The sequence below is a fragment of the Paenibacillus sediminis genome (genome assembly GCF_017873765.1).
Lineage (GTDB): Bacteria > Bacillota > Bacilli > Paenibacillales > Paenibacillaceae > Paenibacillus_AG > Paenibacillus_AG sediminis.
Map to the genome: position 1 here is coordinate 258,635 of NZ_JAGGKP010000001.1, position 14,173 is coordinate 272,807.

Annotated in this window: 15 protein-coding genes; 14 read left to right on the forward strand and 1 reads right to left on the reverse strand. The window is 44.8% G+C overall.

The window, feature by feature from the left end:
- Positions 1-24 precede the first annotated feature (24 nt).
- The 9 genes from J2Z20_RS01195 to dnaJ all read left to right on the forward strand — a co-directional run bounded on the left by J2Z20_RS01195 (position 25) and on the right by dnaJ (position 10,530).
- Positions 25-372, forward strand: coding sequence for a DUF3679 domain-containing protein (locus J2Z20_RS01195; RefSeq protein WP_209847424.1), 348 nt, complete (start codon positions 25-27; stop codon positions 370-372).
- Positions 373-461: 89 nt separating this feature from the next.
- On the forward strand, positions 462-2,279 hold the full coding sequence (lepA, locus tag J2Z20_RS01200; protein ID WP_209844555.1) for a translation elongation factor 4: 1,818 nt from the start codon (positions 462-464) through the stop codon (positions 2,277-2,279).
- Between the two features lie 75 nt (positions 2,280-2,354).
- Positions 2,355-3,536 (forward strand): radical SAM family heme chaperone HemW, encoded by a 1,182-nt coding sequence (hemW, locus tag J2Z20_RS01205; RefSeq protein WP_209844558.1) that lies wholly within the window; start codon positions 2,355-2,357, stop codon positions 3,534-3,536.
- An 82-nt stretch (positions 3,537-3,618) separates the two neighbouring features.
- Positions 3,619-4,080 (forward strand): N-acetyltransferase, encoded by a 462-nt coding sequence (locus J2Z20_RS01210; RefSeq protein ID WP_209844560.1) that lies wholly within the window; start codon positions 3,619-3,621, stop codon positions 4,078-4,080.
- A gap of 107 nt (positions 4,081-4,187) precedes the next feature.
- The gene (gene hrcA / locus J2Z20_RS01215) at positions 4,188-5,219 is read left to right on the forward strand and encodes a heat-inducible transcriptional repressor HrcA (RefSeq protein ID WP_209844561.1); all 1,032 of its coding nucleotides are present in this window, start codon (positions 4,188-4,190) and stop codon (positions 5,217-5,219) included.
- Positions 5,220-5,238: 19 nt separating this feature from the next.
- Entirely contained in the window at positions 5,239-6,774 is a 1,536-nt protein-coding gene (locus J2Z20_RS01220; protein ID WP_209844564.1) for a TCP-1/cpn60 chaperonin family protein, read from the forward strand.
- A gap of 33 nt (positions 6,775-6,807) precedes the next feature.
- On the forward strand, positions 6,808-7,395 hold the full coding sequence (gene grpE / locus J2Z20_RS01225; protein WP_209844566.1) for a nucleotide exchange factor GrpE: 588 nt from the start codon (positions 6,808-6,810) through the stop codon (positions 7,393-7,395).
- Positions 7,396-7,445: 50 nt separating this feature from the next.
- Positions 7,446-9,284, forward strand: coding sequence for a molecular chaperone DnaK (gene dnaK / locus J2Z20_RS01230; protein ID WP_209844568.1), 1,839 nt, complete (start codon positions 7,446-7,448; stop codon positions 9,282-9,284).
- Between the two features lie 121 nt (positions 9,285-9,405).
- Positions 9,406-10,530, forward strand: coding sequence for a molecular chaperone DnaJ (dnaJ, locus tag J2Z20_RS01235; protein WP_209844570.1), 1,125 nt, complete (start codon positions 9,406-9,408; stop codon positions 10,528-10,530).
- An 86-nt stretch (positions 10,531-10,616) separates the two neighbouring features.
- On the opposite strand, the gene J2Z20_RS01240 is transcribed toward dnaJ, so the two are convergent.
- Positions 10,617-10,799, reverse strand: coding sequence for a hypothetical protein (locus J2Z20_RS01240; protein WP_209844573.1), 183 nt, complete (start codon positions 10,797-10,799; stop codon positions 10,617-10,619).
- Between the two features lie 145 nt (positions 10,800-10,944).
- Here J2Z20_RS01240 and J2Z20_RS01245 point away from each other — a divergent pair, with 145 nt between their 5' ends.
- The 5 genes from J2Z20_RS01245 to J2Z20_RS01265 all read left to right on the forward strand — a co-directional run bounded on the left by J2Z20_RS01245 (position 10,945) and on the right by J2Z20_RS01265 (position 14,130).
- The gene (locus J2Z20_RS01245; RefSeq protein ID WP_209844574.1) at positions 10,945-11,316 is read left to right on the forward strand and encodes a hypothetical protein; all 372 of its coding nucleotides are present in this window, start codon (positions 10,945-10,947) and stop codon (positions 11,314-11,316) included.
- A gap of 26 nt (positions 11,317-11,342) precedes the next feature.
- A complete protein-coding gene (locus J2Z20_RS01250) occupies positions 11,343-11,531 on the forward strand; it encodes a YfhD family protein (protein ID WP_245251827.1) in 189 nt (62 codons plus the stop codon).
- A gap of 110 nt (positions 11,532-11,641) precedes the next feature.
- Positions 11,642-12,616 (forward strand): 50S ribosomal protein L11 methyltransferase, encoded by a 975-nt coding sequence (prmA, locus tag J2Z20_RS01255; protein WP_209844579.1) that lies wholly within the window; start codon positions 11,642-11,644, stop codon positions 12,614-12,616.
- Between the two features lie 3 nt (positions 12,617-12,619).
- Positions 12,620-13,312 carry a site-2 protease family protein gene (locus J2Z20_RS01260; RefSeq protein WP_209844581.1) on the forward strand — a complete coding sequence of 231 codons (693 nt, stop codon included), beginning with the start codon at positions 12,620-12,622 and terminating at the stop codon, positions 13,310-13,312.
- 53 nt (positions 13,313-13,365) lie between these two features.
- Positions 13,366-14,130: an RsmE family RNA methyltransferase gene (locus tag J2Z20_RS01265; RefSeq protein ID WP_209844583.1), complete on the forward strand. Its 765-nt coding sequence runs from the start codon at positions 13,366-13,368 to the stop codon at positions 14,128-14,130.
- The last annotated feature ends 43 nt before the right edge of the window (positions 14,131-14,173 follow it).

The window sequence follows — 14,173 nt, forward strand, 5'->3', positions numbered from 1 at the left end:
ACCTGAGGAGGTGCGGATAGACAGATGTCTCAATTCACGAAAAGAATCGTTTTGTTTGGGTGTCTAATTGCGATCGGTATGTTTATCGGTATGCAGCTCGCAACTTCGGGTATTGAAAATATATACGGTCCTGGAATTCATGAATCTGCTGTGCAGATGGAACCGCAGGCACCCATTAAAAAGACGGACATAGCCGAGAGAAAGGAACAAGCAAAGCAAGTGGAGCAAGTTAACGTACCACAAACCATTCGTCCGGTCGAATCCAATCCGCCAGTCGACCAGTTGGCCGATAAGACAGCGGGACTGCTGCAGCAATTGTCGCAAAAAGGAATACGCTTTGTCGTATCGTTATTCAGCTCGGTTACGGAATAATATTGCAGTTTCGACTTCGGGATTGAACGGTTACTCTCCAATTGCTATAATGAATTGATTGTACTTCAGGCTGTTGGTGGAGGTAATGCATGACTGACTTAAGAGCAAGACAACAGAAAATTCGTAATTTTAGTATTATCGCACATATAGACCACGGGAAATCGACATTGGCTGACCGAATTCTCGAGTATACTGGCGCGCTCAGCTCACGTGAAATGCAGGATCAGGTGTTGGATCAAATGGATCTCGAAAGAGAGCGCGGCATTACGATTAAACTGCAAGCTGTCCGCCTTACATACCGTGCGGATGACGGTGAAGAATATATTCTTAATCTTATTGATACTCCAGGGCACGTGGATTTCACTTATGAAGTATCGCGAAGTCTTGCCGCATGTGAGGGGGCACTGCTCGTTGTCGATGCTGCACAGGGGATTGAAGCGCAGACACTCGCTAACGTGTATTTGGCTCTTGATAACAACCTGGAAATTTTACCGGTTATTAATAAAATTGACCTTCCAAGCGCAGATCCAGATCGGGTCAAACAGGAAGTAGAAGACGTCATCGGTCTTGATGCAAGCGATGCAGTGCTCGCCTCAGCTAAGGCTGGCATCGGCATTAAGGAAATTTTAGAACAGGTTGTAAGGAAAGTACCCGCACCGCAGGGAGATCCGGATCAACCGCTTAAGGCGCTCATTTTCGATTCCCACTATGACCCTTACAAAGGGGTAATCGTGTATGTACGGGTTATCGACGGCAGTATTAAAGCAGGATCCAAGATTAAGATGATGGCAACCAATAAAACGTTTGAGGTCATCGAAGTCGGTGCGTTTAAACCGCGTATGACGATTGTGGACGAGCTGAATGTAGGTGATGTTGGTTTTATCGTAGCGGGTATTAAGCATGTGGGTGACACTCGCGTCGGGGATACAGTAACAGATGCGAAGAATCCGACACCGGAACCGCTTCCTGGTTACCGTAAAATTAATCCGATGGTATACTGTGGTCTTTACCCGATAGAGACACAAGACTATAATGATTTGCGCGAAGCGCTTGAGAAGCTGCAGCTGAACGACGCATCACTGAGCTTTGAGCCAGAGACGTCAAGCGCGCTTGGCTTCGGATTCCGCTGCGGATTTTTAGGTCTGCTCCATATGGAGATCATTCAAGAACGGATCGAACGCGAATTCAACATTCCGCTGATTACAACGGCACCGAGCGTGATTTACAAAGTAACTCTAACGGACGGAACGACGATTAGCATCGATAACCCTTCCAACTATCCGGAAGTCGGTAAAATTGAGTATGTTGAAGAGCCGTTCGTGAAGGCTTCCATTATTGTGCCGAATGATTATGTAGGAACGATTATGGAGCTGTGCCAAACGAAACGCGGAGAGTTCGTCAATATGGAATATCTCGACACAACGAGAGTGACGATTACGTATCAAATGCCGCTTTCTGAGATCGTATATGACTTCTTTGATCAGCTGAAATCTAGCACAAGAGGTTATGCTTCCTTTGATTACGAGCTGTCAGGATATCGCAGATCGAACTTGGTGAAGATGGATATTTTGCTCAATGGCGAACAAGTGGATGCCCTCTCCTTCATCGTCCACCGCGACCGCGCTTATCAACGCGGACGTGTCATTTGCGAGAAGCTTAGAGAACTTATACCTCGTCAAATGTTCGAGGTGCCGATTCAAGCATCAATCGGTACAAAGGTTATTGCGCGTGAAACGGTTAAAGCGATGCGCAAAAACGTTCTTGCGAAATGCTACGGCGGTGATATTTCTCGGAAGCGTAAGTTGCTTGAGAAGCAAAAAGAAGGTAAAAAACGCATGAAGCAGGTCGGCAGCGTTGAAGTTCCGCAAGAAGCGTTCATGGCTGTCCTTAAAATCGACGACAATTAATTGATATACGGAAAATAAAATGGTTTTGAAGGGGAAGCCGCGAGGCTTTCCCTTTCATGCTAAGGAGGGATTTGCATGACGACAGGAGTGCAGTCAAACAAGGGTGAAGCTCCAAAGGCGGTATATATTCATATCCCCTTTTGTACCAATAAATGTTTTTATTGCGACTTTAATTCTTACGTGCTTAAAGATCAGCCTGTAATGGATTATTTACGCGCCCTTGAGCGGGAGATGGAGTACACTGTTACGCAGAACCCGCCGGGTGAGATTAAGACGATTTTCGTTGGCGGAGGCACACCGACGGTGCTTACTCCGAAGGAAATGGAATATTTCTTGAAATCCGTTCGTACTTATTTTCCGAATTGGGCTGATGATATCGAGTTTTCTATGGAGGCAAATCCAGGAACTACAGATCCCGAGAAACTTGCGGCTATGAAAGAAGGCGGCGTCAATCGTGTCAGCTTCGGAGTTCAAGCTTTCCAGAATGATCTGCTTACGGGGATTGGCCGAATTCATAATACAGATGACGTCTATCGCAGCCTTGAGAACGCTAGAAAGGCCGGCTTAACGAATCTATCTATTGATTTGATGTTTGGACTTCCGAATCAAACGGTAGATATGCTGGCTGAAAGTGTAACGAAGGCGCTGGAGCTTGGTCTTCCTCACTATTCGATCTATAGCTTAAAAGTAGAGGAGAACACGCTTTTCCACACTCTCTATCAAAAAAATCAGCTTCCGCTTCCAAACGAGGACGATGAACTGCAAATGTATTTACTGCTTATGCAGCGAATGAAAGAAGCGGGATATAAACAATATGAAATTAGCAATTTTGCTAAGCCGGGCTATGAGAGCAAACATAATACAACTTACTGGCGCAATGAGGATTATTATGGTTTAGGAGCTGGCGCGCATGGTTATGTTGGCCGGGAACGCCACATTAACATTAAAGGCATCTCCCCTTACATTGAAGCTGCTCAGAAAGGTCTTCCGCGGCTCGAAAGCTACTCTATTGCTAAGGAAGAAGCGATGGAAGACTTCATGATGGTTGGGCTGCGCATGTTAGATGGAATTTCATCATCACGATTTACGCATCAGTTTGGACTTAAGGTGGAAGACGTATTCCGTGGTCCGCTGAATAAAATGCTGAATGCGGGATTAATCGAAAAAGTGAATGACGGATACCGTCTTAGCGAACAAGGTATTTTATTCGGAAACGATGTTTTCTCTGAGTTTATTGGGGTTTTAACCGTTAATTGATGAAATATTAAATATTGCACTTCTATACAAGCTGTTGTATATTTATTCATAACATAGACAGCTTGTGAGGAGGAGAGGAATCATGCCGGCGGTGTGCAGACAAGCGACTGTTGACGACATAGAAACACTGTACCTAATGATTCAGGGGTATGCAGAGAAAGGAATTATGCTGCCTCGGTCTCGCAAAGTTCTAGAGCGGCAAATCTCGAACTTTGTGGTAGCTGATTTGGACGGGGAAGTCATAGGTTGCGGTTCACTATGCCGACTAGGTCATGATCTTGTAGAAATTCGTTCCCTAGGTATTTCTGAAGGTCATAAGGGGAAAGGGGTTGGGTCTATGCTCGTTTCCTTTCTTGTAGAAGAAGCGAGATCTCAATCCATACCTAAAGTTATGGCGCTCACTTATGAAGTATCATTCTTTCAGAAAAATGGTTTCCAGGTCGTAAATAAAGAGATTTTTCCAGAAAAAGTATGGACCGATTGCGTCCATTGCAGCAAACAAAATCATTGTGATGAAATAGCAGTTCTTAAGATACTGAACTGACTTGACAATGCTCAGGTTAGTTTGGTATTTTTGTATTAGCGGTTAGCACTCAACTCATGCGAGTGCTAACGACAAACAAGAGTAAGCCGGTGAGGAGGAGATGTACCGTGTTAACCGAACGACAACGGATGATTCTGAACGCGATTGTCGACGACTATATTCGTTCGGCAGAACCAGTAGGGTCCCGCAGCATTTCTAAACGGGGCGATGTTGGTTACAGCCCGGCTACGATTCGAAATGAGATGGCTGATTTAGAGGAACTTGGTTTTTTAGAGCAGCCGCACACGTCTGCAGGCCGGATCCCTTCACACAAAGGCTACCGATATTATGTAGATCATTTGGTATCTTTGAATTCTATCAAACCTTCTGAGATTCAAGTGATTAAGTCTTTTCTAACGGAAAAGCTTAATGCGATGGAACAAGTGATTCAGCATGCTGGTACCGTTCTTTCTCAAATGACGAGCTATACTTCCATCCTGTTAGGACCGGAAGTTTTTAATACTTCATTACGTCACTTTCAACTGCTGCCGCTTAATGAGAATAGAGCAGTTGCGATTATTGTGACAAGTACAGGACAAGTGGAGAACAAGCCCGTCTCGATTCCAGCTGGCGTTTCAATGTCGGATCTGGAGAAAGTCGTCAACATTTTGAATAGTAAGCTTGTCGGGGTACCGCTCTATAAATTGAAATCACGGCTGTATTCCGAAATTGCACAGGAAATGCAAAAAAATGTATCTCACTACGAGGAAATGCTTCAATTGCTGGATGCTACTTTAGACAGCGAGCAACGAGATCAAAAGGTGTTCCTTAGTGGAACGACGAATATGCTTACCCAACCTGAATTTAAAGATATCGATAAGGTGAAAGATATTCTTGATCTCCTTGAAGAGACTCCAACTTTGCTAAAAATGATGAGCGAATCATCGAAATCTTCGGGTATTCAAGTGCGTATAGGTACGGAGAATACGCATGAAGCTATTGCGAACTGCAGTCTCATTACAGCAACATATTCCTTAGACGGAGAAGCAGTAGGTACGATCGGCATACTCGGTCCAACTCGGATGGAATATGCCAGAGTCATTAGCATTTTAGATATTATCTCTAAGAACATGTCGACGATCCTGTCGCGCTTTGTATAAATAGAGGAGAGAGCATGTTATGAGCCAAAGCAATCAGTCCGTCCATGAATCAGATGAACGTTATGCAACCCTGCTGAACAACAGCAACGCTGTCAGAGCGGTCTGCTCGGCTGTAGAAGGGACACTGGGTCCTAAAGGCCTTGATGTGATGCTAGTTGGACCGCGGGGAGAAGTTATTATTACCAATGATGGGGTTACGATACTGGATAAAATGGATGTGACTCATCCTGCGGCTCTTCTGCTCATTGGGGTAGCTCGTTCCCAGCAAAATGAAGTGGGTGACGGGACGACAACAGCAACTGTCCTGGCGGGCGCCTTTGTACAAGAAGGTGTCGCCCAAATTACGAGAGGAGTTCCTGTATCCAAAGTGGTCGCAGGAATGCAGCAAGGCGTTTCAGCCGCGATCGAGTTACTGTCCAAGCGAGCTCGCCGTATTGATGGACTGAATGATCCTCTTTTGGTTAAAACTGCTTATGTAGCAGGGCGTGAACAAGAAGATGTTGTGAAGCTGGTGCTGGAAGCGGCTGAAAAGGTCGGAGTCTCAAGACTCCTTCAGCCGTCCTTCACGCTGGCTGACAGCATTATTTCACACGAGAAAGCGAATAATGAATTGTTTGAAGGGATTTTGCTTCGGCAAAAGCCGCTTCATCCTCATTTAATTTCGAAGCTGACAAATACGCGTATTCTACTGTTGCAAGATGCGCTTGAGCCTGAGTCACTTGATGAAGAAGTGCTCACGACAGAAGCGGGATTTGCGCAGTATATGGATTTACGCAGACAATTTGGTGCACAATTAGAGCGAATCGCTGAACTTGGTGTTGGGGCGGTGTTGCTTGAACGTGGAATACACCCGGATGCAGAGCAATTTTGTGCCGATCATGGCATTATGGTCATTCCTCGTGTTTCCCGCGAAGATTTAAGGCGGATTAGCGCCATGAGCGGAGCTGTTCCGGTAAGAAAAACCGCTTTACATAAACCGAATGAGCAATTCGCTAATCTGCTTGGGTATACCCCATCGATCTGCTATGATGAATTGTTGGACAAAGTACGCGTTGCAGCTAGGCAGGATCAGAGCAGCTTCGTTACCGTCATCGTAGGTGCGAGTACAGCGGAGGTTGTCGGTGAACGGGCGAGGATAGCTCGCGATGCCGCTTCAAGCATTCAAGCTGCCATCCGCGGTGGAGTGTTGCCTGGCGGAGGCACAAGTGAGCTTGCAGCTTCTTATGAGCTGGAGCGATACCGTGAGACGGTGAAAGGAATGGAGGCTTTCGGTGTTGCAGCTGTTGCACAGGCACTGCGGAAACCGATGACTCAAATTTTACTGAATGCAGGATACAATCCTTTGGAGAAGATTGAAGAGACGCGGGCTGCGCAAATTGCGAAGCAATCTGACTCTGTCGGAATTGACTGTGACACGGGTCTCATTATGGATTACGAAGAAGCGGGTATTATGGATCCTGCTCTCGTTAAAATTCATGCGCTGAAAATCGCAGGAGAAGTTGGAGCAGCCATTCTTCGTATCCACAACGTCATTAAGATGCGCCAAGAACAATAGATGATGACTGTATTTTAAGGAGGTGAAACCATCTTGAATAACGAGCAACAATTTCAAGAGCAACAAACAGCGTCCGAAGAGGAACAAGCGCTTCATAATGAACCTGTAAGCGATGTAAACGAAGAGGCGGAGGCATCAGAAGCTACTGCAGAAAGCAGCGAACAGAATGAAAATGCCGAAATCGAGAGTCTTCGGGCACTTGTTGAGGAACATCAGCAGCGTCAATTAAGAACGCAAGCTGATTTTGATAATTTCCGCAAGCGTACACTTAAAGAGAAAGAAGAACTTGCGAAGTACGCTTCCATGAAGTTGATTACCGAGCTTCTTCCTGTCGTAGATAACTTCGAACGAGCACTGGCTTCAAGTGGCAGCAGTACAGATCTTCAATCCTTCACAAAAGGTGTGGAAATGATTTTCCGCCAATTGGAGGGTGTGCTTGCTGCAGAGGGCTTGTCCGCTATGCAAACGGTCGGCGAGCCGTTTAACCCGGAATTCCATCAAGCGATTATGCAAGTGGAATCTGAGGAGTATGAAGAAGGCATCGTCGTTGAAGAAGTTCAAAAAGGCTACATGCTGAAAGATAAGGTATTAAGACCGGCTATGGTCAAGGTAAGTATGTAATTCATAATCATCGACAGAATTATGAAATTTTAAAGGAGGAACTTTTTACGATGAGCAAAGTAATCGGTATTGACTTAGGTACAACAAACTCTTGCGTTGCCGTTATGGAAGGTGGCGAAGCTGTCGTTATTCCTAACCCAGAGGGTGGTCGCACAACTCCATCCGTTGTAGGTTTCAAAAAAGACGGAGAACGTATTGTTGGTGAAACAGCAAAACGTCAAGCAATTACAAATCCTGATCGCACGATCATTTCCATCAAACGTCATATGGGTACAAACCATAAAGTAGTTATTGATGGCAAAGAATACACACCTCAAGAAATTTCCGCAATGATTTTGCAAAAATTGAAAGCTGATGCGGAAGCATACTTAGGTCAACCTGTAACACAAGCGGTTATTACGGTTCCAGCTTATTTCAACGACAGCCAACGTCAAGCTACGAAAGATGCTGGTAAAATTGCAGGTCTAGAAGTACTGCGTATCGTGAACGAACCAACAGCAGCAGCACTTGCATACGGTCTTGATAAATCTGAAGATCAAACGATTCTCGTATATGACCTTGGCGGTGGTACATTCGACGTATCCATCCTTGAACTTGGTGATGGATTCTTCGAAGTAAAAGCGACAAGCGGTGACAACCATCTTGGCGGTGACGATTTTGACCAAGTCATCATTGACTATTTGGTTGCAGAATTCAAAAAAGATCAAGGTGTTGACCTTAGCAAAGATAAAGCGGCAATCCAACGTCTGAAAGATGCTGCTGAAAAAGCGAAAAAAGAATTGTCCGGTGTACTCACAACAACAATTTCACTTCCGTTTATTACTGTAGTAGACGGCGTGCCTCAACACTTGGAAGTAAACTTGACTCGTGCGAAATTTGAAGAGTTGTCAGCTCATCTTGTAGAACGCACACTCGGTCCTACTCGCCGTGCACTCAGTGACGCAGGTTTGACACCAGACGATATTGATAAAGTCGTTCTTGTCGGCGGTTCTACTCGGATTCCTGCAGTACAAGAAGCCATCAAGAAAGTGCTTGGTAAAGAGCCTCATAAAGGCGTTAACCCAGACGAGGTCGTTGCTCTTGGTGCAGCTGTTCAAGCCGGCGTATTGACTGGTGACGTTAAAGATGTCGTTCTTCTTGACGTAACTCCGCTCTCACTCGGTATTGAAACGGCTGGCGGCGTATTTACGAAAATGATTGAACGCAATACAACGATCCCTACAAGCAAATCTCAAATATTCTCCACTTACGCTGATAATCAGCCAAGTGTAGAAATCCACGTTTTGCAAGGGGAACGTGAAATGGCAGCAGGCAACAAAACGCTGGGACGCTTTATGCTTGGCGACATTCCGCCAGCGCCTCGCGGTGTACCGCAAATCGAAGTTACGTTCGATATTGACGCGAACGGTATCGTTAACGTGTCTGCTACGGATAAAGGTACAGGCAAGAGCCAAAAAATTACGATTACTTCTTCCAGCGGTCTGACTGATGAAGAAATCGAACGCATGATGAAGGACGCTGAACTTCACGCTGAAGAAGACCGCAAACGTAAAGAATTGGTTGAAGCGAAGAACACAGCTGACCAACTTGTTTACTCCGTTGAGAAAACAATTAAAGATCTCGAAGGTAAAGTAGACGCTTCTGAAGTGGAAAAAGCGAACGAAGCGAAAGAAAAAGTGAAAAAAGCGATTGAGAGCGATAATATAGAAGAAATTAAATCTGCAACTGAAGAATTGACTCAAATCGCTCAGCAGCTTTCTGTGAAGCTGTACGAACAAGCAGCTCAAGCAGAGCAAGCTGGCGATGCTGCTCAAGGCGGCGCTGGGCAAAAGGAAAACGTAGTTGACGCAGACTACGAAGTAGTTGACGAAGATAAAAAACAAGGTTAACCTTAAAACAAATTGTTTAAGGATTGCATAAGCTAACAAGTATAATGACAAGGGAAGGTCAAAGCTGGGTCATGCCCTGCTTTGGCTTTCTCTTTGTACGTGAACTGATGGGGGTGGACAAATGGCTGAGAAGCGCGATTATTATGAAGTGCTTGGAGTAAGTAAAAGTGCTTCTGATGATGAGATTAAAAAAGCATATCGCAAACTGGCACGCCAATATCACCCGGACGTCAACAAGGCGCCGGACGCCGAAGCCAAATTCAAAGAAGTGAAAGAGGCATATGACGTGCTGAGCGATAGCCAGAAGCGCGCCAGATATGATCAATATGGACATATTGACCCGAACCAAGGTATGGGCGGCGGCGGATTCTCTGGCGCAGATTTCGGCGGATTTGGTGACATCTTCGATATGTTTTTCGGAGGCGGCGGTCGAACGAGAGATCCAAATGCGCCAGAGCGGGGAAATGACCTGCAATATAATATGACGATCGAATTTAAGGAAGCTGTCTTCGGCGTTGAGAAAGATATAACGATTCCGCGCACGGAGAACTGCGATGTGTGCCACGGTTCTGGAGCAAAACCAGGATCGCAGGTTCACACTTGTTCCGTATGTCATGGTTCAGGTCAACAAGAAGTGGTGCAGAATACGCCTTTTGGACGTATGGTTAACCGCCGAACTTGTAATAACTGCGGCGGTACCGGAAAAGTTGTCAAAGAAAAATGTACAACATGCCATGGTCAAGGCCGCGTGAAAAAACAACGTAAAATCCATGTCCGTATTCCAGCGGGTGTCGATGATGGCGCACAACTGCGCATGTCTGGTGAAGGGGAAGGCGGTTTGCGCGGAGGCCCAGCAGGTGATTTGTACATTGTCATACGCGTGAAACCGCATGAATTTTTCGAGCGTGAAGGCGATGATATTTACTGTGAAGTACCGCTTACGTTTGCACAAGCTGCACTAGGTGATGAGATCGAAATTCCAACGCTTACGGAAAGAGTAAAACTGAAAATTCCAGCAGGAACGCAGACAGGTACTTACTTCCGCTTGAAAAATAAAGGTGTTCCGCGTCTTAGAGGCGTTGGACAAGGCGATCAACATGTTAAAGTGGTTGTCGTTACGCCTAGCAAATTAAGTGAGGAACAAAAAGAACTGTTGCGTCAATTTGCCGCATTAGATGGAGAGCAAACACACGAAAACGAGCAATCATTATTTGATCGTTTGAAACGAGCTTTCCGCGGTGAATGAGCTGCCCGGAATATAATTAAGCATAAAAAGCACTGTATTTCTTATAAGAAACACAGTGCTTTTTTTAATAAAACATAAATAAAAGGTTATTTTATTGCCTTTAAAAGAGCCTTCCCTTTGTTATAAACAAATCTTTCCCATTTAGCTAACAGACCGCTTCCATTCTCACCATGTTCTATTTTGGAAGCGTGATTTTTATGAAATTCGGCTACTCGATTATGATGTTGCTTATGCCACTCAGCATTAACGATATGTTGTTGCTGTTCCATTTTTCTTCTCCTTTCCATCATCATTTTTTTCTAATTATACCCTTTGGCCAGGTTTTTTTTGTGTTATTTCGAATAAAAAAATAACAAATATTAAATCCTAAATTTCGTATCTATGGTTGGCAGTTTAGGAACGGCAGGTGGTAATGTGGCTGAAAAAAATATTTTAGCATACTTCAAAAGTCCTGAAGAGGCTGAAGGAGTTGCTAGAAAACTGCGAGCTTTACGTGTAGACGACCTATCCATTGATCGGTTCAGCCGATATCCGAGCACGAGTTATGCGGATCAATTTAGTCCACTAACAGGGCAGCTTGGCAGTCTTACCACTCTAACACAGGATGCTGGATTAACCAGTACGTTTCCTGGAATTCTAGCGGCTGCAGATCCAACCGCTAGTGGGATGAGTGATGGAGGTCAGGGGGGCCCAACTGGACGGAATATATTATTAACCGTTGTCTTGGATGAGTCGGTTCATGAACAAGCGATGCGACTGATCGAAGAAGCTGGAGGTTTTATTTAAGACGGATTTCATCAAGGAGGAATATGATGGGCACAAGTAACAGAAAAAGCCGAAAGCATGCAGAACATGCGGGTAAAAATAAAGATGTTGAATTTGCGATGGAGAATGCAAATCAAGAAGATTTAGAAGCGCTTGAGCGCAGTAGACAAGCTGATCAAAGGCAAGAAAAGCGGCAACAACCAATAATATCAATAGAACACGATGACTGCCGATAAGCTTCGGCAGTTTTTTCATGAATAAAAAAGGTGTTAGCAAATTTTGTACTCAGCAGCTGTTGTATAGTACAATAGAACGGATGCAAGATGATAGGAGGATAAGTAAATCGATGTTATGGAATGAACTTACGATCTACACAACGGAGGAAGCCGTTGAAATGATATCGAACTTTCTGCATGAAGCGGGTGCAGGCGGAGTATCTATAGAAGAATCGGGAACACTGAACAAGAAACGAAATACACAGTACGGAGAATGGTATGAACTGCCGCTCAATGATATTCCCGAAGGCCACGCCGAAATTAAAGGGTATTTCTCACAAGAGCTTTCGATCGACGATATTTTAAAAGAAATAAAACCGCGCATCGAGCAGCTGGCTGAGTTTGACATAAATGTAGGCGAAGTTACATATAAAGTGCGAACAGTCAGTGACGATGATTGGGCTAATGCGTGGAAACAATATTTCAAACCGCTGCGTGTGTCGGGTCGTCTGACAATTAAACCAACATGGGAAGAGTATACGCCTTCGTCTTCTGATGAATATATTATTGAGCTTGACCCTGGCATGGCTTTTGGTACAGGAGCTCACCCGACGACATCTCTCTGCTTGCGAACACTGGAGCAAGTCATTCACGGCGGAGAAGAAGTGATTGATGTAGGCACAGGTTCAGGTATTTTAGCGATCGGTGCTGTTAAACTCGGTGCAAAACACGTCCTTGCTCTTGATCTTGATCCGGTGGCAGTATCGAGTGCGCGTGAGAACGCGAAAATTAATCATCTTGAAGATCGCATTACCGTGAAGGAAAGCGATTTGCTCGGCGTTATTAAAGGGACTAACGAAGCGAATGAGCCGTTAGGAATTAAGCTTCCGGTACAAGTCATCGTCGCCAATATTTTGGCTGAGATCATTATGCTCTTTATTGACGATGTGTACGAAGCGCTGGAGCCAGGCGGTTATTACATTGCGTCAGGTATTTATAAGAACAAAGAACAAGACGTGAAACAAGCGCTGATCTCTTCTGGTTTTGATATTGAAGAGACGAACCGTGAGGAAGATTGGGTTGCGTTTGTGGCAAGAAAGAGGTAGAGTATGGATTTTTTACAGCCATTTTTGGCGTGGAATGTTAAGGAATTACCCTTTGTGCTGCTAGCACTGTTAATTGGGTTTACGTTTCATGAATTTGCACATGCTTACTTTGCAAATAAATTTGGAGATCCAACGGCTAAACTGCTCGGTCGTGTAACGTTAAATCCGGCTTCGCATATTGACCTGTTCGGAACTCTGCTGCTTATTATAGCTGGGTTCGGATGGGCAAGACCGGTTCCTGTTAATCGCGATAACTTCAGCAAGCCGCGCTTAATGGGCATCATCGTATCCGCAGCCGGACCTTTAAGCAATTTATTCATTGCTGCAATCGGGGCCATGATTATATCCTTGTTAAAATTAGGTACACTGCAAGCGATCCCGAATGATAACGTTGCTCTTGCTATCTATATTGCTTTTCACTATATTATTCAAATTAATATCCTGTTGTTTATTTTCAATCTCATTCCGCTGCCTCCGCTTGATGGCTACCGGATATTAGAAGATATCGTACCTAGAGCAGTTAGAATCAGACTGCAGCAGCTTGAGCAATGGTCATTCTTCATTTTTATACTTGTTGTATTTATTTCACCGATACGGAGAGTAACGATAGATCCACTCTTTTCTCAAGTCGATCGTATTTATTGGTCTTTGATTGGATTTTTCGGGCAACTGTTTGGTGTTCCTACAGGAATGTAGCTTGAACACTTGGATGATGAAATTGATGATTTTGGATAAAAGGTAGATGAGATATGCAGCGCTATTTTATTTCACCGGAGCAGTTCGGTGAACAAACGGTACAAATTCTCGGTGAAGACGCCCGCCATATTAGCAAAGTGATGCGGGCTAAGCTGAAGGAGAAGCTCATTGTCAGTGACGGCATTTCGCGCGAAGCGATTGTAGAAATCGAATCGATTGATCCAGGTTCGGTTACAGCTACCATTGTAGAACGACTGGAATTAACGAGTGAGCCTTGGCTGCAAATAACCATTGCCCAAAGCTTGCCTAAAGGAGATAAGATGGAGACCGTCATTCAGAAATGCACCGAAATTGGTGCAGTCTCCTTTATCCCTTTTCTTTCCGAACGAACGATTGTGCAGTATGATTCGAGGAAAGAAGAGAAACGAACAGAACGGTGGCGTAAAATTGCCAAAGAGGCTGCTGAGCAAGCGCACCGCAACAAAGTGCCGCTGATTGAAGCTCCAATCTCGTGGAAATCGCTTTTATCCTCATTCGATAATTATGACTTGATTTGTATTTGTTATGAAAAAGAACAAGGGGATCAGCTGAGAGACGTTATACAACCTTTCGTACAGCGTCTTGAGCAGCAAGGAACCTACCGTGTTCTTGTAGTCGTAGGACCTGAAGGCGGATTTAGTGAGGCTGAAATCAAGCAGGCCGAGGAAGCCGGTGCAGTATCCGTTGGTCTTGGCCGGCGTATTCTTCGAACAGAGACAGCGGGAATGGCTGCGCTGACATGTATACTTTATGAGTCCGGAGAAATGGGCGGAGTTTGAATTAGAGGAACAAGGATTTCATTTCCGCTTTAGCAGGAAGTGA

Bases quoted from the DNA above. Each gene is read 5' to 3' on its own strand.
- J2Z20_RS01195 (WP_209847424.1), top strand. From the start codon at position 25: ATGTCTCAATTCACGAAAAGAATCGTTTTGTTTGGGTGTCTAATTGCG.
- J2Z20_RS01250 (WP_245251827.1), top strand. From the start codon at position 11,343: ATGGGCACAAGTAACAGAAAAAGCCGAAAGCATGCAGAACATGCGGGT.
- J2Z20_RS01210 (WP_209844560.1), top strand. From the start codon at position 3,619: ATGCCGGCGGTGTGCAGACAAGCGACTGTTGACGACATAGAAACACTG.
- prmA (WP_209844579.1), top strand. From the start codon at position 11,642: ATGTTATGGAATGAACTTACGATCTACACAACGGAGGAAGCCGTTGAA.
- dnaK (WP_209844568.1), top strand. From the start codon at position 7,446: ATGAGCAAAGTAATCGGTATTGACTTAGGTACAACAAACTCTTGCGTT.
- hemW (WP_209844558.1), top strand. From the start codon at position 2,355: ATGACGACAGGAGTGCAGTCAAACAAGGGTGAAGCTCCAAAGGCGGTA.
- J2Z20_RS01220 (WP_209844564.1), top strand. From the start codon at position 5,239: ATGAGCCAAAGCAATCAGTCCGTCCATGAATCAGATGAACGTTATGCA.
- lepA (WP_209844555.1), top strand. From the start codon at position 462: ATGACTGACTTAAGAGCAAGACAACAGAAAATTCGTAATTTTAGTATT.
- dnaJ (WP_209844570.1), top strand. From the start codon at position 9,406: ATGGCTGAGAAGCGCGATTATTATGAAGTGCTTGGAGTAAGTAAAAGT.
- J2Z20_RS01260 (WP_209844581.1), top strand. From the start codon at position 12,620: ATGGATTTTTTACAGCCATTTTTGGCGTGGAATGTTAAGGAATTACCC.
- J2Z20_RS01265 (WP_209844583.1), top strand. From the start codon at position 13,366: ATGCAGCGCTATTTTATTTCACCGGAGCAGTTCGGTGAACAAACGGTA.
- J2Z20_RS01240 (WP_209844573.1), bottom strand. From the start codon at position 10,799: ATGGAACAGCAACAACATATCGTTAATGCTGAGTGGCATAAGCAACAT.